Below are 24280 nucleotides of genomic sequence, written 5' to 3' on the forward strand. Positions count from 1 at the left end.
GCCAGTTGGCACGCTCCGCGCCGGTTCGAACCGGCGCGATGGGTGCCAACTGGCGCGAAGCGCGAACACCGCGGATATGGCGGCGTACGCAACGAGGCCCGGCTAGCGCCACCAGGTGTCGGCGGGCGACGCCGGCATGCGGCGCTTGTGCCTGCTTGCGACGTAGCGTGACTCGATGGCCCGGGCTACGGCATCTGAGACCTCGCGCCCCTCGAGATAGTCGTCGATCTCGGCGTAGCTGAGACCCAGGCTGGCTTCGTCGGTCTGGCCGGGAAGGTCATCGAGCAGATCGGCGGTGGGCGGTTTGAGATACAACCGCTCCGGTGCGTCGAGCGCCTCAAGCATCTGACGCCCCTGCCTCTTGGTCAATCCGGCCAGCGGAACGAGATCGCTGGCGCCGTCACCGAACTTCGTGAAGAAGCCGGTGACCGCCTCGGCGGCGTGGTCGGAGCCGACTACAAGCAATCCGCGCTGCCCGGCTATTGCGTACTGGGCCATCATGCGCGCCCGCGCCTTCACGTTGCCCTTGGTGAAATCAGCCAGCGGGTCGCCCAGCACCTCACCGTACTCGGTCGCAAAACCATCGACCGCCGCCTGGATGTTGAAGTACACGACGCGCTGGGGCCGAATGAAATCGAGCGCCAACTGCGCGTCGTCTTCGTCATGCTGCACCGCGTACGGCAACCGCACCGCGATGAACTCGACCGGAGCCACACCGGCATCGCTGCCGCCGTCGCCGCTGCTGCCGTCGCCGCTACCGTCACCGGCGCTGCCTCCATCGGCGCTGCCCCCATCAGTACTGCTTCCGGCGGCACGCACATCAGCGGCACGCACGTCATCGACACTCGGGTCAACGGCACGCACGTCAGCGGCACTCGGTCCGCCGGCAATGCGCTCAACCGCCAACTGACACAACCGGCCGGCCAGGGTCGAGTCCTGGCCGCCGCTGATCCCCAGCACGAGGCCGCGGGCTCCGGTCACTTTCACGTAGTCGACCAGAAACTGCACGCGGGCGTCGACCTCTGCAGCCGGGTTGATCTCGGGCCGAGCGCCCAACTCCCGGATGATTCGTTCCTGCATCTCACGCATACCTTCACACTATCGCCGTACGTTGCTCTGGCCATTCGGGCGAGCCTGCCTGCTGAGCGAGCCTGCCTGCTGAGCGATAGCCATGAGGTCGAGATACGCGCGCGACCATGATTCGACCCCACGGGTTTCGCTCGCCCGTTCCGCTCGCCCGTTCCGCTCGCCCGTTCCACCCGCCGGTTCCGCCACACGGGCGAGCTCGCGACGTGCACCACACGGATAGGGGGCCGAGGAGCGCATGCGGAACAATGGACGTGACGCCAGGAGGCACACACGATGGTCAAGGCACCGCGCATCACCGAGCCCCGGTTCGGGCAACTCCAGGACAGTGACGGGGCGTTGCTTGTGGCATCCGAGCAGTACGAGGGCGAACGATACGCGGTGCTCCGGTTGACCGACCGCGACCTGACCGACGCCGCCTTTCACGAGTGCCGGTTCTCTGGTGTCACCCTGGACGACACCCAGATGCGCGGCATCCGCTTCGTCACCGTCGAGATGACGAACCTCAACGCACCAGTACTGAACGCCCCACATTCTGAATGGCGAGACGTGACGATCACGCAGTCCCGCGTCGGCGCGGGCGAGTTCTACGACGCCGATCTCAGTGGTGTGCTGATCGAGGGCTGCAAACTCGGCTACCTCAACTTTCGCGGCGCCACCCTGCGGGATGTGCTTCTCTCCGAGTGCACCATCGACGAGCTCGACCTGGGGCAGACGAAAGCCGCCCGGGTGACCATTCGTGACTGCCGCATCGGCACGCTCGACGTGACCGGAGCACAGCTGAGCGACGTGGATCTGCGCGGCAGCGAGTTTCAGGCGATCAACGGCGTGCCGGGGTTGCGCGGGGCCACTATCGACGATGTGCAGCTGGCAGCGCTGGCCCCGGTGCTGGCCGAGCAGGCAGGGCTGCTGCTCGGTTAGTCGCCCGCATTCTTGAGCGGGTCAGCGTCCGGTTGACCGCCCTTCGGGGCCGGCCGCTCATCGTGCTGCTGACACGTTGCCCGGCAGCGCACCGCGAACTGTGCGGCCGGCCATCCACCTCGAGGATGGACGCCCAGCCGAACCGCTACTCGACGCCGATGATCTCGATCACGAAGACCAGGGTCTGGCCGGCGAGCTCGTGCCCGCTGCCCGCCTCGCCGTAGCCAAGCGCGGGCGGCATCGTCACGACCAGCTGGGAGCCGACCTTCTGCCCCACCAGAGCGGCGCCGAATCCCTTGACGACCTGGTTGGTGGCGATCACCAGCGGCTGCTTGCCGTAGCTCTGGTCGAAGATCTCACCGGTGTTCCAGTTGGTTCCCTGGTAGTTGAGGGTGACGGTGTCGCCCGAGGCGACGGTGGCCCCATCACCGGGAGTGATCACGGCGAGCTTCAGGTCGGGGCTCGGGTCGCCGGCGGGCAGCGTGAGCACTGGTGCCTCTTCGCCGTTGAAGGCGACCGTGGGCGGGTTCTGGGTCCACGCGGCCGGAACGATCGGCTGTTCAACCCCGAGCACATCGCTGACGATCACGGCAGACTCACCCGGTTCGATGCCGAGGGATGGGTTTCCTTGATCACCGTACAGGTCGGCGGCGGGCACCGCAGTGACCACGCGGGAGCCGATTGGCATACATTCGATGCCTGCCACGAAAGCGGGCATGAGTTGCGCGTCTCCCAGCGGGAACGAGGTTTTCTCCGAGATGACCGACTCGCCGGTGCTGCCCTTGAACACCGTGATACGCAGCTCGACCAGATCTCCCGACTTGGTCAGTTCTCCGTCTCCCTCGGTGACGATGGTGCGCTGCAGTGCGGTGCCGGCCAGGGGTGTGCTGAACTCCGCGGTGATGGCTTCGCCGAAACTCCCGGCCACGGTCACACCCTCGCTGTCGGCACCCGAGGGGTAGTCGGTGCACTCTGCTGCGGCCGGGCTGGCGCTGACGTCGGAAGCCGCCGGTGCGGAAACGCCCGTGCACCCGGTCAACAACAATGCAGACGCGGCGATGACCGAGAGTACGGCTGCGGGCACGACGCGGCGCGGAGCAAGGGAGAGTTTCATACCGGGGGGTTCTCGTTTCACATCGGGGACAGCTGGTGGGCCGCGCACGGCCGTGACCACTCTGTCACCTCCGGGCTCGCGCTACCTGAATGCGAGCCGCGAGCCGGAGAGGTGTCCGGGTTGCAGCACCGTCAGAGTTCCCGCCCTGAGCCTGAGCTGTTTTCCACGGTCGGCATTCTCCGCAGCACGTCAATCCCGGCACAGTAGGGTTGAGACACGGCATCGGATGGCTGTTTCTGCCCGGAGCCTCACCACTACCACCGCACACCGCAGTGGTGCCGCTCGTTTCCGCAAAAAGAAGTGCCACTCGACCCCTCCGCGAGATTGGAAGAACCACCCATGCCCGACAACGCCTACAAACTGATTCCCGCCGATTTCGACCCGGTTCCCTCCCTCAAAACCCTGGCCGACAGCTCGGTCACTGCGGTCACCACGCTTTCCACCGAACTGGGGGCCATCGGAATCGGCGTGAGTGTCAGCGGTGAGGTTCCGAGTGCCTTGGGCCTCGCCCGGGAAGCCCTCGAGGCCCAGGGCTTCGAAGCGAAAGTGGGGCAGACGCTGATTGTTCCGCAGCGAAGCGGCACCACCCTCATCGCGGTCGGCGTGGGAGACGTGGGCGGGGTTGCCGGCTCTCTCACCGCGGCAAACATGCGCGACATCGGGGCCGCATTCGCCCGGGCCGCCCACCGTTCCAGCCGGATCGGCCTCGACGTGGTCGGCGCGACCACCCTCGATTCCGAGGACAGCGGCCGCCTGCTGACCGAGGGTGTGCTGCTGGCCCGTTATCGATTCAACGAGCTCAAGCCGTCGTCGAAGCACGTGCCGCTTACTGCGCTGGAGATTCTGGTGCCGGCAGACGAAGTCGAGCGGGTATCGGCAGGGGTGAGAACCGGTTGTGTCACCGCACGTGCCACCTGCCTGGCCCGTGACCTGGCCAACACCCCTCCCGGCTACCTCACCGCCACCGACTTCGGCAACATCGCGGAGAAGCTCGGCCCCCAGCACGGCCTGAGCGTCCACGTGTTCGACAAGGAACAGATCATCGCCGAACGGCTGGGCGGCCTTCTCGCCGTGAATGCCGGCAGTGTTGAAGAGCCGCGCATGATCCAGGTGCGCTACACCCCCGATGACGCGACCGGCCACCTCGCCCTGGTCGGCAAGGGCATCATGTACGACTCCGGCGGCATCTCACTGAAGCCTTCCGACCCGATGCACCTGCTGATGAAGATGGACATGGCGGGAGCCGCCGCAGCCTTCGCCGCGATGACAGCGCTCAAGGAACTCGGCTGCACCACCCGCGTCACCGCTTTTCTGATGTGCACCGACAACATGCCGTCGGGCTCGGCCTCGAAGCTCGGCGATGTGTTCACCGTGCGCAATGGCATGACGGTGGAGATTCAGAACACCGACGCAGAGGGCCGCCTGGTGATGAGCGACGCCCTGGTGCTCGCCGCCGAGGAGAAGCCGGACGCGATCGTCGACATCGCCACCCTGACCGGTGCCGCCCTGGCCGCACTCGGCACCCACACCGCTCCGGTGCTGGGCAACAACCAGGAGTTGGTCGACCAGACCAAGGCCTCATCGGCCGCCACCGACGAGTCCATCTGGCAACTTCCGTTGGAGCACCGCTACCGCAAACAACTCGACACCGAAGTGGCCGACATCTCCAACCTGGGCGGCAAGTTCGCCGGTGCGACGACCGCGGCACTCTTCCTCAACGAGTTCGTTGACGGCGTGCCGTGGGCGCACCTGGACATCGCCGGCACCATGCAGGTCGACGCCGATGACCTCTGGCGCAGCCAGGGTGCCACCGGATTCGGCGCTCGCCTGCTCACCGACCTGGCGCTGAACTTCGTGCCACCGGCCACGACGAAGAGCTAGCGCGGAGCCACCGCTTCAGCGGTGTCTGCCGGTCAACGCGGCGCGCTCGCACAGGCGCGCCACGCGCGGGCACTGCTCGACGCGAGGAGGACCGACCAGGGACACTCGGCGAGGCGTCAGCGGGCGGTTCCCGACTCCGCGACCATCGTCATCAGCCTCCTCAGCACGCGGGGGTCCTGGCGCAGACCGTCGTGCTCGTACTCGTTGGTCATCCACAGCTGTACGCCACCGACGTCTCGGTTGGAGTCTTCGGAGAAGCCCCGGTCGACGTACATGTCGTCGTAGTAGACGGCGGCCGCGATCGGCACCTCGTTGGAGGCCAACCGCCGGGCGTCATACAGTTCGGTGTACTCCTCGTGCTGGGCGAGCGCCTCGGCCACCGCCTTGAACGGGCGCAGACTGCGGATCTCGTCGAACATCCACGGGTACATCATCTCGCCGGTGAACAGCATCGGCCGCTCATCGGGCGAGAACTGCGGGTGATCGGCCCGCACTCTCTCGGCCGCCCAGTCGGTCGCGCCGGTGCCGCCTGCAGCCGATGCGCCGTTGCCGTAGATGCTCTCCTGCATCACCGCGAACAGGGGGTTGTCATCGAAGCTGGTTCGCTGGGCGACTTCGGCCAGAAACTGGTCGGACAGGGAACCGGTGCGATCGGGTTCCGCCGCCCAGGCCTCGTCGAACAGCCAATGCACCCGGTCGAAACCGGGCGCCATGCCGAAGTCGATGCCGAGCATCTGCAGCCGCCGCACCGAGAGCGTGTCGCCGTCGGGCAGGCGCACGTCGTTGGCGGCGAGGTGGTCGGCGACCTGCCCGACACGGTGCACCTCGAGCGGGTAGCGACGGTAGAACTCGGCAGTCTTCGCCTCCACGCGCGGATACGTGCGGCGGTAGACCTCGTCGGCGGAAGGCGTCGGCGTGGTCAGCCCGCCGGTGACGTAGCAGGCGCTGAGTGCCTCCGGAGCAGTCGACAAATACGTGAGGGTGAGAAATCCGCCGTAGCTCTGGCCGAGGCTCTGCCACTTCACCCCGCCATATACCGTTTTGCGGATATGTTCGAGGTCGGCGACGATCGAGTCGGCGCGAAAGCACAGAAAGTAGTCTTTGGCCCCCGCCACGGTGTCGAACTGGTCGAGGGTGGCCCGCTCGATCCTGGTCGAACGACCGGTGCCGCGCTGGTCGACGAGCACGACCCGGTGGGTGTCGAGCGCGTGGGCGAGCCAGCCCTCGCCGGGCATCGGCCGCGGCGACTTGCCGCCCGGGCCGCCCTGCAGGAAGACCAGCAGCGGCAGGTCGTGACCCATTTTGGCGGGGTCGACCACTTCACGGGCGAACACCTGGATGGTGCGGCCGTCGGAGTTTGTCCAATCGACAGGCACTTCGACCATGTGATCGCGGATGTGCATTCCCGGGATGGTGTACTCGGCGGTCAGCATGGTGGACCTGTCTTTCGTCTTGGTGTCACGGTGGTGCGGCTTTGGTGTCACGGTGGTGCGGTGTTGGTGTCACGATGGTGCGGTGTTGGTGTCACGCGCGGCAGCCGGGGTGCCCCCGCGTGAGCCGGCGTGGGTGTCTCAGCGAACGACGCGGCCGTTCGTGATGACCGTGCGTTCGCGGCTCTCGTCCCAGAGCGCCGCGGCGTCATCGAACGGGTTGCCGTCGAGGATCACGGCGTCGGCGAGACCGCCGGGTGCCAGCCGTCCGAGGTCGGGGTTCTTGAGCAGTTCGGCGTTGACGGTGGTCATCGACCTGAGGGTGTCGAGCACGCCGAGCACCTCCACCTGCAGGCGAACGCCGACCAGTTGGTCGTCTTCGAGGTCACCCATCAGGTCGGAGCCGAAGCCGATCGACACGCCGGCGGCGCGAGCCCGTTCAATGGCGATCTTTCCGGCCGCGAGCACCTCGGCGTTCTTCTGCTGCGAGATCGGGTTGAGGCCCAATTGTTCGCCTCGCCGGTCCATGGCGTCGTAGGCGGCCAGGGTGGGCACCAGATAGCTGCCGTGCTCGGCCATCAGGCGGGCGGTCTGGTCATCGAGCAGGTTGCCGTGCTCGATGGAGCGCACCCCGTTCAACACCGAGTGGCGGATCGCCTCCGGCGAATACGCGTGCGCTGCCACATAGCTGCCGCGGCGGGTCGCCTCCTCGGTCACCACCGTGATCTCCTCTGCGGAGTACTGCGGGATACGGATCGGGTCGGTCAGCGAAACGACACCGCCCGAGGTCATGATCTTGATCGCGTGGCTGCCCGTGCGAAAGCGCTCGCGCACGGCCCGGCGCAACTCGTCCACTCCGTCGGCGATCTCGCACATGTGACCGTGGTCGAAACAGAGGTCGACGTCGGCGGCCCGCGGGTCGCCGTGCCCTCCGGTCTGGCTGAGTGCCGGGCCGGTGAAGTAGTAGCGCGGTGAGGTGAGAACCCCCCGGTCGATCGCGTTGGCGAGGCCGATGTCACCGCCGGCGACATCCCGCACGGTGGTGAACCCGCGCCGCAGTGCCGCGCCCAGCCGCGTGGCACCGACCAGGGCGGAATAGCTGAGCGGAGGTCGTTCGTTGCTGAAGCCATCCAAGCTGATCCCGTACGCGTGGAAATGCGCGTCGATCAGACCGGGTACGACAACCCGTCCGCCGGCATCGATGGTTCTCCCCGATGCGGCGACATCCCCGACCTCTTTGATGACCCCGTCCGCCATGACGATGGAGCCTTCAAACAACTCGGCGGAACTGCCGTCGAAGACCAGTGCGTTCGTGATCGTGGTCACGTTGGATCCGCTGCCCATGATGCTTCCTTTCTTGTGTGCACGGTTCACCGGGCGCACCTTTACTCTCTACGCCGCCGTGCGGATGCGCGAATCGAGGAACGCGTACAGCGTGTCGACGATGATATTCATCACCACGACGAACAGGCCACCGAGGAGCACGACGCCGATGACCACGGGGCGATCCTGGTTGTTGACCGCGCTGACGGCCAGGTTGCCGACTCCCAGCAGACCGAAGACCTGCTCGATCACGATCACGCCTCCGAGCATCAGCCCGATATCGGTGCCCAGCTGGGTGACCAGCGGTGGCATGGCGCTGCGCATGGCGTGGCGATAGACCACCCGGCGCTCGGTCAGGCCCTTCGCCCGGGCGGTGCGGATGTAGTCCTCGCCGAGCACCTCGAGCATCTGGCCGCGCATCAGGCGGGCATAGATCGCCGCCGAGACCAGCGCGAGCGTGCACCAGGGCAGCACCAGGTGCCACGCCCACTGCAACGGATCCACGGTCAAGGGAATGTAGCCGCTCGGGGGGAACAGTTTCCAACCCGCCTTCGCCGGCAGGAAGTACAGCACATACAGAGCCATCATGCCGAGCACGAAGCTGGGGAAGCTGATGCCGACGACCGCGAACGACTGGCCGAGGCGGTCACGCACACTGCCCGGCTTGCGAGCCGACATCACGCCGATCGGAATACCGATGCCCAACCAGAGGATGACCCCGCCAAAGACGAGCGAAACGGTGACGGGGATGCGGTCGACAACGATGTCGATGACCGGCAGTTGGTTGCGATACGAGAATCCGAGGTCGCCCTGGAACACGTTGCTGATGAACAACCAGTACTGAACGTAGATCGGTTCGTCCAGGCCGAGTTTGGCGCGAATCTGGGCGAGCACTTCGACGGTGGCCTTGTCGCCGGCGATCACGCGTGCCGGGTCACCGGGGGCGATGAAGAACAGCAGGAAGACGAACAGGCTGAGCAGAAACAGCACCAGAAGGCCGAAGCCGACGCGGGAGAGGAGGAATCGAGCCATGTCAGGCCTTCCTTGCCGCACGCGGATCGAGCGCGTCGCGCAATCCGTCACCGAGCAGGTTGAATGCGAGCGTGGTGAACAGCAACGCCGTGCCCGGGATGATCACGAGCCACGGTGCCGCCAGGTAGATCGAGTTACCTGCGGCCTCCGAGAGCATTCCACCCCAGCTCGCCGTGGGCGGCACGATACCCATACCCAGAAATGAGAGCGTCGCCTCGAACACGATCGCGCTCGGAATCATCAGGGTCGAATAGATGATGATCGGCACCATCAGGTTGGGCAGGATGTCGCGGAACATGATGCCGAGGTGCCCGGCGCCCAATGAGCGTGCCGCTTCGACGAACTCCCGCTGCTTCAGAGCCAGCACCTGGCCACGGATGACGCGGCCGATGGGGGTCCAGGTGAAGAAGATGATCACGGCGATGCTCAGCTGCAGGCTCGGCCCCAGCACCGAGACCAGAGCGATCGCGGCCAGCAGGAACGGCACGCTCATCACCAGGTCCATGATGCGCGAGAGCAGGGTGTCGACGCGCCCACCGAAGTAGCCGGCCAGCATGCCGACGGTCACACCGATTGTGGCCGCAACGATGGAGGCGACCACTCCGACGAGCAGAGAGATCCGTGCCCCGTACGCGAGGCGCACGAGCACATCCCGGCCCAGTTGGTCGGTTCCGAAGAGGAACTCTGCGCCCGGCCCCACCGGAATTCCGGACGGGCTGAGCCCGGTCTCACGGAACTGCTCGTCGGGGCCGTGGCCGGTCCACGCGGCGATCGTCGGTGCAAAGACGGCGAACAGCACCAGCACGATGATGAACACCGCCGCGATCACGCTCGCCGGGTCACGGCTGAGGCGGCGCATAGTGAGCGCCAGAGAACTGCGCTGTACGACGTGCACCTGGTCGACGTCGGCCGCGGCGGCCGCCTGGTTCGGCGTCTTGAGTACGCTCATCGCACACCCCCGGCAATGAGATCTCCGGCAGTGAGATCTCCGGCGTGAACGGTCGAGAGCAGCTCGGGGAACGCCCTCGATTGCGGCTTCTCCTCGGGCGCCGATGCCTCGAGCAACACCTTGGTGAAGTCGTGCTGGGGGTCGGCGTACAGCTGTTCGGTCGCCGCGAGTTCGACGATCTTCCCCTTGTCCATCACCGCGATCCGGTCGCAGACATGCCGCACCACCGCGAGGTCGTGGGAGATGAACAGGTAGGTGAGGTTGAACTCCTTCTGCAGCGAACTCATCAGGTTCAGCACCTGGGCCTGGATCGACACGTCCAGTGCCGACACGGGTTCGTCATAGATGATGATCGACGGGTTGAGGGCGAGCGCTCGGGCGATCCCGATGCGCTGGCGCTGCCCGCCGGAGAACTGGGAGGGGAACCGGTTGTAGTGTTCCGGGTTGAGGCCCACCAGTTCCATCAGCTGCTGCACACTCTTCTTGCGCTTCTCGCCCGACGAGATGCGGTGGATGCGGAACGGATCGCCGATGATCGAGCCGACCCGCCGCCGGGGGTTCAGCGACCCATAGGGGTCCTGGAACACCAACTGCACCTCGCGTCGCAGTGATCGCCACTGTTCGTGGTTGACCGTAGACAGGTCGTGGCCGGCCAGGTGCACCTTTCCGCCAGTGGCGGGGATCAACCCGGCGATGACCCGGGCCAGCGTCGACTTTCCGCACCCGCTCTCCCCGACCAGCCCGAGCGTCTCGCCGCGGAATATGGCCAAGTCGATGCCGCGCAGAACGTCGACGCTGGTGCGCCCGCGTTTGCTGCGAAACGAGAGTTCGAGGTCGTTGATCTGAACGATCGGGGTGGCCAATTCGGTGGTGTTCGGGTTGAGTACGGTGATCGGCAGGGTGGAGACGTCCTGCATCTCCTCGGAGGCTTCGGGCTCCGAAGGCGCCTCAGTCAACCAGCAACTGGTCTCGAGCCCGTTGGAGTAGGTGCGAAGCGGTGGAGTCTCGCTCCAGCACTTCGACATCGCGTCGGGACACCGGGGGGCGAACACGCAACCGGTCACCGGGTTCAGCAGGCTCGGCGGCTTGCCCGGGATCGGCACCAGTGGCGTGCCCGGCTCATAGTTGCCGGGCGACGAGCGCAGCAGGCCGGAGGTGTACGGGTGCGCGGGGCGTGCGAAGAGTTCGCGTGCCGGGCCCGCCTCGAGTTTGTGGCCCGCGTACATGACCATCATGTTGTCCGCGACGCGTGCCAACACGGTCAGGTCGTGGGTGATCATCAGGATGGTGGCGTCGAACTCTTCCCGCATCTCATGCAAGAGGTCGAGGATCTGGGCCTGCACGGTGGAGTCGAGCGCCGTCGTCGGTTCGTCGGCGATGATCAGGGCGGGGTTCAACACCAGTGCCATCGCGATCATGACGCGCTGGCGCATGCCGCCAGAGAATTGGTGGGGGTAGGCGCTGAACCGGGTATCCGGGTCAGGAATGCCCACTTTGCCCAGGATCTCCACGGTCATCCGTCTCGCCTCGGCGCGGCTGACTTTGCGGTGGGTGCGGATCTGCTCGACGATCTGCCAGCCGATGGTGAACTGCGGGTGCAGGCTGCTCAACGGGTCCTGGAAGATCATGCTGATGGCACGGCCTCGGATCTTGCGGAGGGCATCCGGTTTCATGGTGAGCAGGTCGTGGCCGTCGAACCAGACCTCGCCCGTGATCCGCGCCCCCGGGATGAGTCCCATGATGGCCTGCACCAGCACCGACTTGCCGGAACCGGACTCGCCGACGATACCGAAGAAGTCGCCGGAATCAACGGAGAACGATACGTCACGCACCGCGTGGATCACGCCGTCCTCGGTGGGAATGCGCACGTTCAAGTGGCGAACATCCAAAACGGACATGGGCACCTCCTTTGTTCTCGTCGATCTGGTCGTGCGGGCGAACGGTGGCCGGTGCGTTCAGGCACCGGCCACCGTTCAGGAAATTTCTACTTCAGCGAGACGTTTGTCCAGTCTCCCTGCACGCTGAGCGCGTACGGGATGAAGTTCTGAACTCGGTCACCGTGGTAGAGAACGGCCTTCGGCGACGCGATCGGGATGACGATGGCGTCGCCCATCACGGTCTTGTCGACCTGGTTCCACAGGTCGGCAGCCTCGGCCGGGTCGGTCGCCTGGATGGCCTTGGCCGCCAGCGCGTTCGCCGTGTCGTTGTTGTAGTCGACGTAGTTGTACGACTGCGGCGTTCCGGTGAAGGTGAACTGCGGCTGGTAGACCGAACGCGCTGCTCCACCCTGCCAGTCAGGAGTCCACCCGACCGGGGCGATGTCCCAGTCACCGGCGGCAGTGCTGTCCCTGTTGGTCAGGAACTTCGAGTAGTAGTCGGTCGGGTTGACCGGGATCAGCTCGATGGTGAAGCCCGCCTTCTCGAGGCTCGCCTGAATCGTCTGTGCGATCTGAGGCTCCTGGTCTTTGGTGCGGTAGGGCATCTTCACGGTGAGACCGTTGGGGTAGCCGGCGGCGGTCAGCAGTTCTTTTGCCTTGGCCGGGTCGCCCTTGGAGCCTTCACTCGGGTACAGGTCGAAGTCTTTCTGGCCGAGCACGCCGGGGCCGAAGATGCCGTTCTGCACCGTGGCAACCTCTTCGCCGCCGAGGGTCTGAACGACAGCGGCCTTGTCGACCGCGTACTGCAACGCCTGACGCACTTCGAGCTTCTGCAGGGCACCGTCGTTGTTGCTGGTCTTGGTGTTCACCCAGATGAATGGGTTGACCGCACCACTGGCGATCGTGACCAGCTTCTCGTCGTTCGCCGTCTTCAGCTGCTGGATGAGCGCCGGCGACAGGTTGATGTCGAATGACATGTCAGCGGATCCGGCCTGCAGTTGCTGGGTGATCGCATCGGCGGTCAGCCCCATGGTCAGGTCGATGCCGTCCACGTTCGCTGCACGCAGCGGGTCGGAGTCGGCGTTCCACGCGGGGTTGCGAACCAGTTTCAGTTCCTTGTCGGCGGTGTAGCTTGCAACCGTGTACGGCCCGGAGGAAATGAAGTTCGAGCGGTAGTCGGGCGAGTCCGGCTCGTATTCGAGCACCTCGACCGGAGCCGGTGAGGCGTTGTTCAGCGACAACATGTAGACAAAGTCACCGGCGGGGTTGACGAGGTCGATCTCCAGCGTCTTGTCGTCGATCGACTTCACACCGGAGATCTCGTTGCCCTCGATGTACTCCTTCATCGCTGGAGCATCGGTGGCGACGGTGGCGAAGCCGTCGCAGAACTCGGCCATTCCGTCGATCAGTTCGTAGAAATACGTCAGCATGGCGCTGGACTGGGAGGGGTTGCAGAGTCGCTTGAGGCCGCGGGCGAAGTCGCCGGCGACGATCTCGCGGGCACCGTCGGGAGCGTTCCACTTGGCACCGTCGCGGATGGTGAAGGTGTAGGTGAGGCCGTCATTGGTCGGCTCGGGCACCTCGGTTGCCAGGTCACCCTCGGGGGCGATGCGCTGAACCGGGTCGTCCACAGTCTTGTAGCTGATCAACTGGCGGGTGATGGCCCGCATCACGCTGGTCGTCGGCACATAGGCGGCGAGCGCGGGGTCGAGGTGATCAACATCACCGGCACCGAGCACCTTGAGGGTGCCGCCGGTCGCCGCAGGGGCGTCGGAGGAGCCGGTAGTGGAGTCACCCCCTGCGCTGCATGCGGTGGTTCCCAACAGGACGGCAGCCGCCAGGACGGCGAGCGCCTTGACTGCAGGTCGGTTCGTTTTCATGTGTCACCCAAATTGTTTTCGTCGATGCGGATACCGGAGCCATCATCGAGCACCAGTAGTGGGTGACATATTACAGTGAAAGAAAGCGTCCTGTACAGCGATCGCGATCAAGGAGGACGAGATCGGGCGCGAATGGTGCCGCACGCTCGTCGCGGCACTGGAGGTCGCCGGTCTCGATGTCGACATCACGAGTGCGCTGGGGTTGGCGGGCAGAACGGCCCAGGCGGTGTTCCGCACCGACGCACCCCTCTCGAGGTTCGTTGCGGGCTATGGCTGGGGTGGCTGCGAGATCCGCACCGACGACCTCAGAGGCAACTGCGAGACCAGTGATCAGTTCTTTCGCCCTGGCTACACTCCTGCCAGAGCGCCTTCTGGCGCGCTATGCCGTGCCCGACCACGCGCCTCGATCGGCTCCAATCGCACGACCACTGATTTCGAGGCCGGTGTGTTGCTGCCGTGGGCCGTGAAGCCCAGCGGGACGAGCGGGTTCCCCTCGGGGAAGTACGTCGCCGCACACCCGCGTGCCGTCGGGTACGCGACAGCCTTGAAATCATGCACCACCCGGTCGACATTGTCGGTGAACTCGCTGTGCACATCTACGAGCTCGCCATCTTTGACCCCGAGCAGAGCCAGATCGTCCGGGTGGACGAAAATCACCTTGCGGCTCTTCTTGATGCCGCGGTAACGGTCATCGAGGCTGTAGATCGTCGTATTGAACTGGTCATGCGCGCGCATCGACTGCAACAACAAGCGACCGGGCGGGCACTCGATGTATTCGAGTTCGTTGACCGTGATCATGGCCTTGCCCGTTGGCGTGTTGAACGTGCGCGAATCGCGCGGTCCGTGCGGGAGGATGAATTCCTTGTCCCGGTGGAGGCGCTCATTGAACCTGTCGAAACCGGTGACCACGTGTTCTATGTGATCGCGAATGGTGTCATAGTTCCTTTCGAATCCGGCCCAGTCGATGGGCCCGTCGTCGCCGAACAGCTGGCGCGCGATTCGGGTGACGATCGACACTTCAGAGAGCAATTTGTTCGACATCGGCGGAACTTTGCCGCTGGTCGAACGGATCGCACAAACAGAATCTTCAATCGAGAGCATCTGTGGGCCGGTCGCCTGCATATCGATATCCGTGCGTCCGAGGCACGGCAGGATCAGTGCCTCATCCCCCCCGGTGAGATGGTTTCGGTTGAGCTTCGTCGAGATCTGCACGTTGAGACCAAGCTTGCGGAAGCCCGCTTCCGCAGCCCGGGTGTCAGAGACCGCTGACACCAGATTTCCGCCCAGGCCGATCCACACCTTGGTCTTGCCGGACAGCATGGACTCGATGGCCTGCACGGAGTCGACGCCGTTCTCTCGCGGCGGGTCGAAATTGAACTCCTTCTGGAGTGCATCCAGGAACGCCGGCGGCATCTGCTCCCAGATTCCCATCGTGCGGTCGCCCTGCACGTTGCTGTGGCCGCGGATCGGAGACGCACCCGCACCGGGTCTGCCGATATTGCCTCGAAGCAAGAGGAGGTTCATGACCTCTTTGATGATGGAGACCGCATCCTTGTGCTGGGTCAGTCCCATCGCCCACGTGATGATGACCTTGTCTGCTTTGAGGTATCGTGCGGCAAGCTCGTCGATTTCGGCCGTGGTGAGGCCCGTTGCCTCGAGCACGGCCTGATCATCGAGTTTTGCGACATGTGCCTTGAACTCCTCGAGCCCCGAGCAGTGCTCGTCGAGGAAATCATGGTCGAGCACCGTGCCGGGGTTCGCGGCCTCGGCCTCGAAAACACGCTTGGAGACTGCCTGCATCAACCAGCCGTCTCCTCCGGCGCGGATCTGCAGGTACTGGCTGGCCAGCCCGACTCCATGGCCGATGATGCCTTTGACTTTCTGCGGGTTCTTGTAGCGGATCAAGCCCGCCTCCAGAAGCGGATTGATCGCGACGATCGTTGCTCCGGCATTCCGGGCGTCCTCCAGCGCGGTCAACATTCGCGGATGGTTCGTGCCGGGGTTCTGCCCCATGATGATGATCAGGTCGGCCTTCTCGAAGTCTTTGTAGGCGATCGTGTTCTTGCCGATGCCAATTGCCTCGCCCATGGCCTTGCCCGTTGACTCGTGGCACATGTTCGAGCAGTCCGGCAGGTTGTTCGTGCCGAACGAACGCGCGAGAAGCTGGTAGACGAACGCCGTTTCGTTCGCGGTGCGACCACTCGTGTAGAACGTCGCCTCGTTCGGGTCGTCCAGTGCCTTCAGCCGGTCGCCGATGATCGTGAAGGCGTTCTCCCAGCTGATCGGCTCGTAGTTGTCCTTGCCCTTGGGCTTGTAGAGGGGTTCAATCAGCCGCCCCTGCATTCCCAGCCAGTATTCCGACTTCTCCCACAGGCTGGTGATGGAGTTCTCCGCCCAGAACGACGTGGGAATCGTGACCGGTGTTGCCTCCCAGGTGACGGCCTTCGCCCCGTTCTCGCAGAACTCGAGCGTCTTGCGATGGTCGGGATCCGGCCAGGCGCAGCTCATGCAGTCGAAGCCGCCCCTCTGGTTCATCTGAGTCATCAGCTTCACAGTGCGGCCGACGCCCATATCTGAGAGTGCCGGGCCCATGGAATGGGTGACCCCCGGAACTCCGGCGGCCCACGTCTTGGGCTCTCCAACAACCATCTCGGTGGCGTCTTCGTTGACATCCTCGACCGGCGCTTTTCCAGTCATGAGAAACTACCTACTTTCACCTTGTCGTGCACCGTGATCCACTCGCTGGACACCCGAGTGGATCACCATGGTACGCCCGCGCAGGTAGCCCACCAAGGTCATGACCACTTTGACCGCCAACCCGGATATCCGACGGCACTTCGACAGCGAGGACATCTTTTTGTGCCCCCGAGGAACCGCCTACCCGATGACGAAAACGTATTCGCGAACCTTTCGGGCGCCAACGGTATCGCCATCATTCTCGAGTCCGTGACCCAGGTGCAGGAGCGTGATCGGGCGGTCGCGCTGACGGCCCGCGCCGGCGGCCCTCCATCGATCATTGGGAGATCTGAACCTCATTCGAGAAGGCGACATAACCGGAGTAGTCGCGTCCCACGCGGTCGAATGACGCTGGGATGGGGTTGGGGTAGCTCCAGGCCAGATCGGCCCGCAGACGGTCGCCGTCGCGAACATTGAAGTACTGGCAGTCGCCCTTCCAGGGGCACCGATAGGGGGTGTCGCTGTCCTCGAGCAGCGCCGTGTTCACGCGGGCGGGCGGGAAATACCAATTGCCCTCGATCTTGACCAGTTCTTCTTCTGGTGCCTCGGCGACCACCGTGTTGTTCAGAACTGCCTTCATCACGTTCTCCCTCTGATCCGGAAACGGGATCGGAACCGCCCGTTCACACCAGGATCAACGTCAGAACCTGTCGTCCCATTCCGCGAGTATCGGGACATCCTGCGATTCATCCAGCCGGGTGGCTTGTTCAAGGAGGTCGACACCGCCTTGGGCGATGAGCGCGCGGCCGGCGCCGGAGGCGCGGATGAGCTGCCGCAGCCCGCCACGGAGCGCCGTGAAACTCGCACACGCTGCGGCCGCTTCCGGCGAGTGGTAGTCGATGCCCGTGTCGGCGAGAGCGTCGACCAGGGCTCCGGCCGCGAAGTGATCCTCCACCGAGAAGCGAACACCTGCGGCATCGGGCCCTGCCGCGACAGGCTCACCCACTGCCACGATCGAAACCGTGAACCGGCCCTGCGTCTCGGCCTGGCGGGCACGGATCCACCCGGCCACCGCACGGCGATTCGTCAGCCCCGCTCCGAGAACCGCCTGCGTTTCCTTCGGCACCCGGGCGACCAGGCGGTCGGCTCCGGGCGTCGAACCCGGCAGCACATCGACGATCACGACCACGTCGGCGCCCGGAGCGATCGAATGCAGCCCGTCCAGCCCCCAATCAAAGCGCACCTGGTACTCCTCCTGCGCGCGCGGGTCGGGCGGATTCGGATGCGGCGAGTTCGGATGCGGTGAGGCTGTAGTGATCACCCGGCCAGCGTATTACACCCTCCCTGCTCGGGCGGCCGCCCCGTGTTCACTGCCCGCTCCATCGACAAAGCGTCACCCGAAGACCAGACTGGGAACCATGAGAGTACTCCTGAAACTAACGCTGAACTGCTCGCCGGACGCCGCATGGCGGGCGATTCGAAGCCCCGCAGTGCTCGCCGAGGTCTCGTCACCGCTGATGGAGCTCGACTCCCTGCAACGCGGCGGTTTTCCGACGATCTGGTCGGAGGGCGAGCATCCGGTGTACCTCTACGGGTTCGGCATGTTACCCATGGGAACCCAGACGATCGACATCGGCTTTCGCCGGGTGCCCGACTTTCCGCGGGTGCGCATGCTGCGCGACTCGGGGCAGCCGACCTCCGGGATCCTCAGCCTGATAACCGAGTGGGATCACAAGATCGCGATCTCCGACGGCATGGATGGCCCCGGCACCTGCCTGTATCGAGACCAGCTCACCTTCTCGGCGGGCGTGGCCACGCCGCTCCTCTGGCCGACCCTCTGGATGATGTGGCAGTGGCGCGGCCGGCAGTTGAAGCGCCTCGCCCCGACCTGGAGCCTCGACCTGGGCGCGGACAAGCCGCTCTGAGACGCGCCCTCCGCCCCACTGCTCACGCCCACTTGCCCGAGTCGTACCGCTCAGTGGGAGGGAATCTCCTCGTTCGCGGTGACCTCCGGTGCGGGCGCGTCCGTGGGGAAAAGATAACGACTGACGAGAGCGGCGAGCACCGCGCCCACCAGTGGAGCCACGATGAACAGCCATAGCTGACTGAGCGCATCGCCGCCGACGAACAGCGCCGGGCCGATGCTGCGGGCCGGGTTCACCGAGGTTCCGGTCAGAGGTACACCGATCAAGTGAACGGTGGCGAGCGCGAAACCGATGGCGACCCCGCCGAGTTGCGGCCACGCGGCCTTACGGGTCACCAGCAGCACGATCATCACGAACAGGAACGTGAGCACCGTCTCGGCGAGAAACGCGCCGCCCGCGTTGAGGCCGATCATCGAATTCGCGCCGAACCCGTCCGTGCCGAGACCCTGCTTTGACGTGGAGTAGCCCTCGGCGCCGTTGAACATCCAGAACAGGACGCCGGCACCGACGATTCCGCCGAGGATCTGGGCGGCCCAATAGCCGACCGCCTCCACGATGCCGATCCGGCCGCCGACCCAGAAGCCCATCGTCACGGCCGGGTTGACGTGGGCACCGGTGATCGGCCCGATCCCGTAGGCGAGCACCAGCATGATCAGTCCGAACGCGAGTGCGGTGGCCACGACCCCGGCGGATGTGCTCTGCCCGGTCATGGCGAATCCGAATGACAGCGTTGCGACCCCGACGCCGAAGAAGACCAACAGGGCGGTGCCGAGAGCCTCGGCGATGAATTTGCGCAGGTTCATGAGATCCTCCTGAAGACTTTCTGGTCAGCTGGTCAGCACCGGTCTGATTTTTCTGATGATACTCCCAGCCTTCTCGCCTTCCTACCCGCGCGCCGCACTTTTTTCGCCCACCTCCGGCGCGTTGAGGGGCCCGAATCGGTGCTTCAGCGCCGCGCGGTGATGAGCGCCGTGTCGCTTACGGCAGCAGCAGTTGCGACGGATCAGCAACCTGCACTACGGTTGAAGGACTTGTGGGCGCAATTGCGCGCCCCCTGCGTCGTAGAACGCTACTCTTCTCCTCGGCTCATACCGGGTTCTGTTGATTTGTGCGTGAGCACAAGCATTTCTTGCGGCGAACTGATGTTGCCGATCGGCAACCTCGCCACCCATTCCGAAACCTGACCACGGGGACGACCTGTGCCTGGTTCTTCGGAACCTGATGCCTGAAAGGCACCACACAATGACTTCTGTGCCCACTAACGAAATATCCTTTGGCGCGCTTGGCGTGCCCACACCGCTGGTTGCTGCTCTCAGCCGCAGCGGCATCTCCGCCCCCTTCCCGATTCAGGTCGACTCGCTGCCCGACACCCTCGCTGGACGCGATGTGCTCGGCCGCGGAAAGACCGGCAGCGGAAAGACCCTGGCGTTTTCCATTCCGATGGTGGCGCGCCTCGGCGGCCCGTTGGCCGGCGGCAAACGCCGCCCCGGCCGTCCGGTCGGTCTGATTCTGGCGCCGACCCGGGAACTGGCCACCCAGATCTCGGCCGCGCTCACCCCGCTGGCCGAGGTGTACAACCTGAAGACCACCACGATCTTCGGTGGCGTCTCGCAGGGCCGCCAGGTCACCGCGCTGAAGGCCGGCGTCGATATCGTCGTTGCCTGCCCCGGCCGTCTGGAAGACCTCATGCAGCAGGGATTCATCTCGCTCGATGCCGTGGAGGTCACCGTGCTCGACGAGGCCGACCACATGGCCGATCTCGGCTTTCTGCCGTCGGTGACGCGCATCCTGAACAAGACGCCCTCCGGCGGACAGCGACTGTTGTTCTCGGCCACCCTGGACAACGGGGTGGACAAGCTCGTGAAGCGCTTCCTGCAGAATGAGATCACCCATTCGGTTGACGACGTCAATTCGCACGTCGAGGCGATGACCCACCACGTGTTCGAGGTCGACGGGGTCGAGGCCAAGCGCCTGCTGGTGCAGAAGCTCGCCTCCGGCACCGGCCGCCGTATTCTCTTCATGCGCACCAAGCACCACGCCAAGAAGCTCGCCAAGCAGCTGACCGACGCGGGGATCCCCTCGGTCGACCTGCACGGCAACCTCTCGCAGGCCGCCCGTGACCGCAACCTGGCGGCGTTCTCCGACGGTTCGGCTCGGGTTCTGGTGGCAACGGATGTCGCCGCTCGCGGCGTGCACGTCGACCACGTCGAACTCGTCATCCACGTCGACCCGCCGGCCGAGCACAAGGCGTACCTGCACCGCTCCGGACGCACCGCACGCGCGGGCAGCGCCGGCGATGTGGTGACGGTGATGCTCACCGCGCAGAAGAAGGATGTCGCCTTCCTGCTGCGCAAGGCCGAGATCACGGCCCAGCCGCAGCGGGTGACCGCAGACTCGGACGTGGTGAACGACCTGGTCGGTGAGATCGCCGCGTTCGTCAAGCCCGCCCCGCGAGTGCAGGCCCATACAGGCGGAGGACACTCGCAGGGCGCCAACGCGCAGCGCAAGCGCGCCGCCCGCGGCCCCGCATCGGGAGCTCCGCGCCGTGACCGTTCCGGTCGCCCCGGCGCCGGTGCCTCCACGCGCTCGTCCGAGGGTGCAGCACGCACCGGGCAGGGTGCCGCTTCCGGCAGGACGCGTCGCGCGTCGGCCGGGGCATCCACCGCCACGTACAGCACCTCGACCGGCTCCGGTGGCTCGTACGGTTCGCGCACGCAGGCTCCGGCCCGCAGCCAGCAGGGCTCCAGGCGCGCCCAGGGCTGATCCGCAGCGCTGATCAAAACCCTTGTCCGGCCCCCGAAGTGATTACTCACTCGGGGGCCGCACTCGTTCAAGGATTGGGTAACCTAGGAATCATGACAGCGCCGTCCACGAACATCCGCACGCCCGTCCTCGAAGACGCACCCCGGCTGGGCTATGTTCATTCGACCTGTTTTCGCGAGGTCTACCGCGATGTCACCCCGCAAGGCTTTGTGAGAAGCCTCGACCCGCAGGAACTGACCGACTCGTGGACCCAGATCATCGCGTACGAAGGCAACAACAAATTCGTGGCCGAGGTCGAGGGTGAGATCGTGGGCTTCTCCTCATCCGGCCCGGGGCGCGACGACGAGGGCCCGAGAGATCTGGAGCTCTACTCGATCTACCTGTTGTCGAAACACTACGGTTCGGGCCTCGGCCAAAAGTTGCTCGACGCCGCCGTCGGCGATGAACCCGCCTACCTGTGGGTGGCTGAGGACAACGCGCGATCGCAGACCTTCTACGAACGCAATGGCTTCACGGCCGACGGGGCGCGTCGTATCGAGGACTTCATCGGAACAGCGAGCTTCTCAGAAATTCGGATGCGGCGCTGATCGTGGCGGCGCTGATCGTTGGTGCGCTGATCGTTGGTGCGCTGATCGTTGGTGCGCTGATCGTTGGCGCGCTGCCCTCGTGAGGTGATCACCGGGTTCTCGATCTGCCGCCCCGCCGCTCCGCTTACCTCTGCTGCGACCCTTCGGTCAGCTGTGACGCTTCGGTCAGCCGAGCCGGCCGACCGAGGCCAGGGCCGCGCGCAGCAGGGCGCCGCGGCCGCCCTCCATCTCGGCCGAGAGCTGGTCGCTGGACGCCTCGTCGGGTGTCATCCAGGTGAGCTCCAACGCATCCTGGCGGGGCTCACAGGTGCCGGTGACCGGAACCACGAACGCCAGCGAGACAGCGTGCTGGCGCTCATCCGTGTACCGACTGATACCCGGCATCGGAAAATACTCGGCCACCTGGAACGGGATCGCACCCGGTTGCAGTTGTGGGAAAGCCATCGGCCCGAGATCTTTCTCCAGGTGCCGGAACAGGGCCTCGCGCAGCGTCTCGCCGTACATCACCCGGCCAGACACGATCGTGCGAGTCATCTCACCGGCTGCGGTCGCGCGCAGCAACACACCCACCTCGGTGACCTGGCCCAAGCCGTCGACCCGCACCGGCACCGCCTCGACATATAACAACGGCAGGCGTCGACGCACATGTTCCAACTCTTCGTCGGAAAGCCAGCCGGGATTCGGGTCGGGGGTGCCAGTGGAACTCATGCTCCATTCTTGCGCACGGGGATGCCGAGTGGCCACCCAGCTGCTCGTGGCGATGGGAGAACGCAACCGTCGAGGTTCCGGGCACGGCACCACGGCCACGACTTCCCGGTCAGCAAAGCGCCGCCGCCCCCGCCATCCAGCCATCCAGCCATTCAGCCATTCAGCCATTCAGCCATCCAGCCACTCTCAGTACCATGGGGGGCGCCCACCTCCGGAGGAACCATGCCCCAAGCCGTATCGATCGACCCCAACGCCGTGCTCTGGTCGGCGGGTGAGGCCGACCGGCGAGGCCGACCACTGCTCGTGCTGATGCACGGGTATCTCTCGCATGAGGGCGACCTGTTCCAGTTGGCACCGCATCTTCCCCTCGGCCCGGTGATCGCCTCGCTCAGGGCGCCGATCGACATGGGCCAGGGCTTCGCCTGGTATCCGCTCGACGCACCCGGCGACCCGTCGGCCGAAGGGGTGGATGCCGCCGCCCGCGCCGTGCTCGCCTGGCTGGGCACCCTCGACGAAGAGGCCGCGCCCCAGGTGGGCCTGCTCGGTTTCTCACAGGGCGGTGCGATGGCTGTACAGCTGATGCGGCACGCACCGGAACGCTTCGCGTACGTCGTACAACTGTCGGGATATGTCTCCCCGGGAACGCTGCCCGGCGACGAGCACCTCGCCCGGTTGAAGCCCCCGGTCTTCTGGGGCCGCGGCACTTCCGACGAGGTGATTCCGGGCCACGCCGTCACCTACACCAACGTCTGGCTGCCCAACCATTCCACGCTGGCCGCCCGCATCTACGAGGGTGTCGGGCACGGCATCTCGGAGCAGGAGTTGAAGGATGTGGCCGCCTTCATCTCGGCGAACCTGCCCGTTTGAGCCGGGTCATCCGCCGGGTGTCCCAAACGTCTGGACATCGGGGATTTCTGAGCACTGGGGGCCGCCGTTTGTGTAGCCTGAGAAGAAGCCTCGATCACAAGGAGTATGCCCCATGCTTTATGTTGAGATCCCAACTTCCTCTGACCTGCTCGCGCTGGCGTCCAGCCGTAATGCCGCTTCGGTGACTCTTTACCTGCCGAGCACTCCGCTCACTCACAAGGCGGACGTGCCTCGCATCACCTTGAAGAACATGGTCAGGGAAGCTGTGCAACAACTGGAGCAACGAGGAGCGGCCTCCGAAGAGATCGCGGCGATCGAGCAACTCATTCGGGGCCTCGTCGACGACAGTGAATTCTGGCGCTACCAGGCAAACAGCCTGGCCGTCTTCGTCACCCCGAATCACATCCAGAGCTACCGGCTGCCCACCACGATGGAGGAGCAGGTGAATGTCTCCGACAGGTTCCAGCTCGCGCAGGTGATGCGGGCGGTGACGTTCCCGAACGCCGGGTATGTGCTGTTGCTCACCGAGGGAGAATCGCGGCTGATCGAGGTCTTCCCCGATCAGCCGGCCAGCGAGGCGGTGCTGCCAGACATGCCCACCAGCTCCGAACCGTTCATCGCCCAGCCGCTCGCCGACCGTTTTCCCCGCAAGCCGGCACAGGGCACCCTCGGAGACACCAGCGCGGAGCGCCAATTCGCCCGCGCCGTGAACTCGACCGTACGCGCCCACCTGCGCGGCAGTGGGCTTCCGCTGGTGCTCGCCGCGAGCGAGCCGATGGCGTCGATCTACCGCACCATCAATACGTACCCGCGGTTGTCGGCCACGACGATCGAGACGAACTCCGGGCCGAGCGACGCGGAGTTGGCTCAGCGTGCGCGCTCGGTCTTCGACGCCGGCTACGAGGAGCAGTTGGACGAGTGGCGCTCCCTGTTCGAGGAGCGTCGGGATGAGGGCCGGGCGCTGTTGGACGTCGCCAGTGTCGCCCGCGCGGCCACGTATGGAGCAATTCACTCCATCATGATCGACATCACCGCGACCGTTGACGGGGTCATCGGCGACGACGGTTCGGTGACATTCGCCGACGCGCCGGGGCCCGACAGCTACGACATCCTCGGTGAGATCGCCGCCCGCGTGCTGCACTCGAGCGGTACCGTTCTCGCCGTGCGCACCGAGGACATCCCCCACGAATCACCGCTGGCGGCGATCCTGCGTTATCCGCTGGCATCTGCCTAGGAACATCGAGCAATCCGGGGTCATCGT

The 24280-nt window shown here is 65.3% G+C and carries 20 protein-coding genes and 1 pseudogene; 8 read left to right on the top strand and 13 right to left on the bottom strand.

What is annotated here, in order from left to right:
• Positions 1-102: 102 nt before the first annotated feature.
• Positions 103-1089 carry an ammonia-dependent NAD(+) synthetase gene (nadE, locus tag DL891_RS05810; protein WP_111719486.1) on the bottom strand — a complete coding sequence of 329 codons (987 nt, stop codon included), beginning with the start codon at positions 1087-1089 and terminating at the stop codon, positions 103-105.
• 273 nt (positions 1090-1362) lie between these two features.
• Between nadE and DL891_RS05815 the strand changes: the two genes are divergently transcribed.
• Complete coding sequence (locus tag DL891_RS05815) at positions 1363-2007, top strand: pentapeptide repeat-containing protein (RefSeq protein ID WP_111719487.1); 645 nt, start codon at positions 1363-1365, stop codon at positions 2005-2007.
• 145 nt (positions 2008-2152) lie between these two features.
• Here DL891_RS05815 and DL891_RS05820 read toward each other — a convergent pair whose 3' ends face one another.
• Positions 2153-3121, bottom strand: a complete 969-nt coding sequence (locus DL891_RS05820) for an FKBP-type peptidyl-prolyl cis-trans isomerase (RefSeq protein WP_111719488.1) — start codon at positions 3119-3121, stop codon at positions 2153-2155.
• Between the two features lie 339 nt (positions 3122-3460).
• Here DL891_RS05820 and DL891_RS05825 point away from each other — a divergent pair, with 339 nt between their 5' ends.
• Entirely contained in the window at positions 3461-5002 is a 1542-nt protein-coding gene (locus tag DL891_RS05825; RefSeq protein ID WP_111719489.1) for a M17 family metallopeptidase, read from the top strand.
• Positions 5003-5118: 116 nt separating this feature from the next.
• Here DL891_RS05825 and DL891_RS05830 read toward each other — a convergent pair whose 3' ends face one another.
• The 6 genes from DL891_RS05830 to DL891_RS05855 form a co-directional block, all read right to left on the bottom strand.
• A complete protein-coding gene (locus DL891_RS05830; protein WP_368665618.1) occupies positions 5119-6486 on the bottom strand; it encodes an alpha/beta fold hydrolase in 1368 nt (455 codons plus the stop codon).
• 87 nt (positions 6487-6573) lie between these two features.
• Positions 6574-7806 (bottom strand): amidohydrolase family protein, encoded by a 1233-nt coding sequence (locus tag DL891_RS05835; RefSeq protein WP_232819028.1) that lies wholly within the window; start codon positions 7804-7806, stop codon positions 6574-6576.
• 18 nt (positions 7807-7824) lie between these two features.
• Complete coding sequence (locus DL891_RS05840; RefSeq protein WP_111719492.1) at positions 7825-8787, bottom strand: ABC transporter permease; 963 nt, start codon at positions 8785-8787, stop codon at positions 7825-7827.
• A gap of 1 nt (position 8788) precedes the next feature.
• A complete protein-coding gene (locus DL891_RS05845) occupies positions 8789-9736 on the bottom strand; it encodes an ABC transporter permease (protein ID WP_111719493.1) in 948 nt (315 codons plus the stop codon).
• Complete coding sequence (locus DL891_RS17715; protein WP_111719494.1) at positions 9733-11634, bottom strand: ABC transporter ATP-binding protein; 1902 nt, start codon at positions 11632-11634, stop codon at positions 9733-9735. The genes DL891_RS05845 and DL891_RS17715 overlap by 4 nt, the downstream gene beginning before the upstream one ends.
• A gap of 86 nt (positions 11635-11720) precedes the next feature.
• Entirely contained in the window at positions 11721-13493 is a 1773-nt protein-coding gene (locus DL891_RS05855; protein WP_111719495.1) for an ABC transporter substrate-binding protein, read from the bottom strand.
• Between the two features lie 121 nt (positions 13494-13614).
• On the opposite strand from DL891_RS05855, the pseudogene DL891_RS17775 reads away from it, so the two are divergent.
• A pseudogene (locus DL891_RS17775) lies at positions 13615-13764 on the top strand (DUF6457 domain-containing protein); the annotation flags it as partial.
• 77 nt (positions 13765-13841) lie between these two features.
• Here DL891_RS17775 and DL891_RS05860 read toward each other — a convergent pair.
• From DL891_RS05860 to DL891_RS05870, 3 genes are all read right to left on the bottom strand, one after another.
• Positions 13842-16190 carry an FdhF/YdeP family oxidoreductase gene (locus DL891_RS05860; RefSeq protein WP_111719496.1) on the bottom strand — a complete coding sequence of 783 codons (2349 nt, stop codon included), beginning with the start codon at positions 16188-16190 and terminating at the stop codon, positions 13842-13844.
• A 316-nt stretch (positions 16191-16506) separates the two neighbouring features.
• On the bottom strand, positions 16507-16809 hold the full coding sequence (locus tag DL891_RS05865; RefSeq protein ID WP_111719497.1) for a DUF427 domain-containing protein: 303 nt from the start codon (positions 16807-16809) through the stop codon (positions 16507-16509).
• Between the two features lie 60 nt (positions 16810-16869).
• A complete protein-coding gene (locus tag DL891_RS05870; protein WP_111719498.1) occupies positions 16870-17490 on the bottom strand; it encodes a 2-phosphosulfolactate phosphatase in 621 nt (206 codons plus the stop codon).
• A 97-nt stretch (positions 17491-17587) separates the two neighbouring features.
• Here DL891_RS05870 and DL891_RS05875 point away from each other — a divergent pair, with 97 nt between their 5' ends.
• Positions 17588-18094 carry a hypothetical protein gene (locus tag DL891_RS05875; RefSeq protein ID WP_111719499.1) on the top strand — a complete coding sequence of 169 codons (507 nt, stop codon included), beginning with the start codon at positions 17588-17590 and terminating at the stop codon, positions 18092-18094.
• A 50-nt stretch (positions 18095-18144) separates the two neighbouring features.
• On the opposite strand, the gene DL891_RS05880 is transcribed toward DL891_RS05875, so the two are convergent.
• Positions 18145-18897 (bottom strand): aquaporin, encoded by a 753-nt coding sequence (locus tag DL891_RS05880; RefSeq protein ID WP_111719500.1) that lies wholly within the window; start codon positions 18895-18897, stop codon positions 18145-18147.
• 439 nt (positions 18898-19336) lie between these two features.
• On the opposite strand from DL891_RS05880, the gene DL891_RS05885 reads away from it, so the two are divergent.
• Positions 19337-20857 (top strand): DEAD/DEAH box helicase, encoded by a 1521-nt coding sequence (locus tag DL891_RS05885; RefSeq protein ID WP_111719501.1) that lies wholly within the window; start codon positions 19337-19339, stop codon positions 20855-20857.
• Between the two features lie 92 nt (positions 20858-20949).
• Positions 20950-21444, top strand: coding sequence for a GNAT family N-acetyltransferase (locus DL891_RS05890; RefSeq protein WP_111719502.1), 495 nt, complete (start codon positions 20950-20952; stop codon positions 21442-21444).
• A gap of 165 nt (positions 21445-21609) precedes the next feature.
• Here DL891_RS05890 and DL891_RS05895 read toward each other — a convergent pair whose 3' ends face one another.
• Entirely contained in the window at positions 21610-22152 is a 543-nt protein-coding gene (locus DL891_RS05895; protein WP_111719503.1) for an NUDIX hydrolase family protein, read from the bottom strand.
• Between the two features lie 222 nt (positions 22153-22374).
• Here DL891_RS05895 and DL891_RS05900 point away from each other — a divergent pair, with 222 nt between their 5' ends.
• Positions 22375-23019 carry an alpha/beta hydrolase gene (locus DL891_RS05900; protein ID WP_111719504.1) on the top strand — a complete coding sequence of 215 codons (645 nt, stop codon included), beginning with the start codon at positions 22375-22377 and terminating at the stop codon, positions 23017-23019.
• A 112-nt stretch (positions 23020-23131) separates the two neighbouring features.
• Positions 23132-24253, top strand: a complete 1122-nt coding sequence (locus DL891_RS05905) for a hypothetical protein (RefSeq protein ID WP_111719505.1) — start codon at positions 23132-23134, stop codon at positions 24251-24253.
• Positions 24254-24280 lie beyond the last annotated feature (27 nt).

Origin of the sequence: Homoserinimonas sp. OAct 916, from assembly GCF_003260275.1 — a bacterium.
Lineage (GTDB): Bacteria > Actinomycetota > Actinomycetes > Actinomycetales > Microbacteriaceae > OACT-916.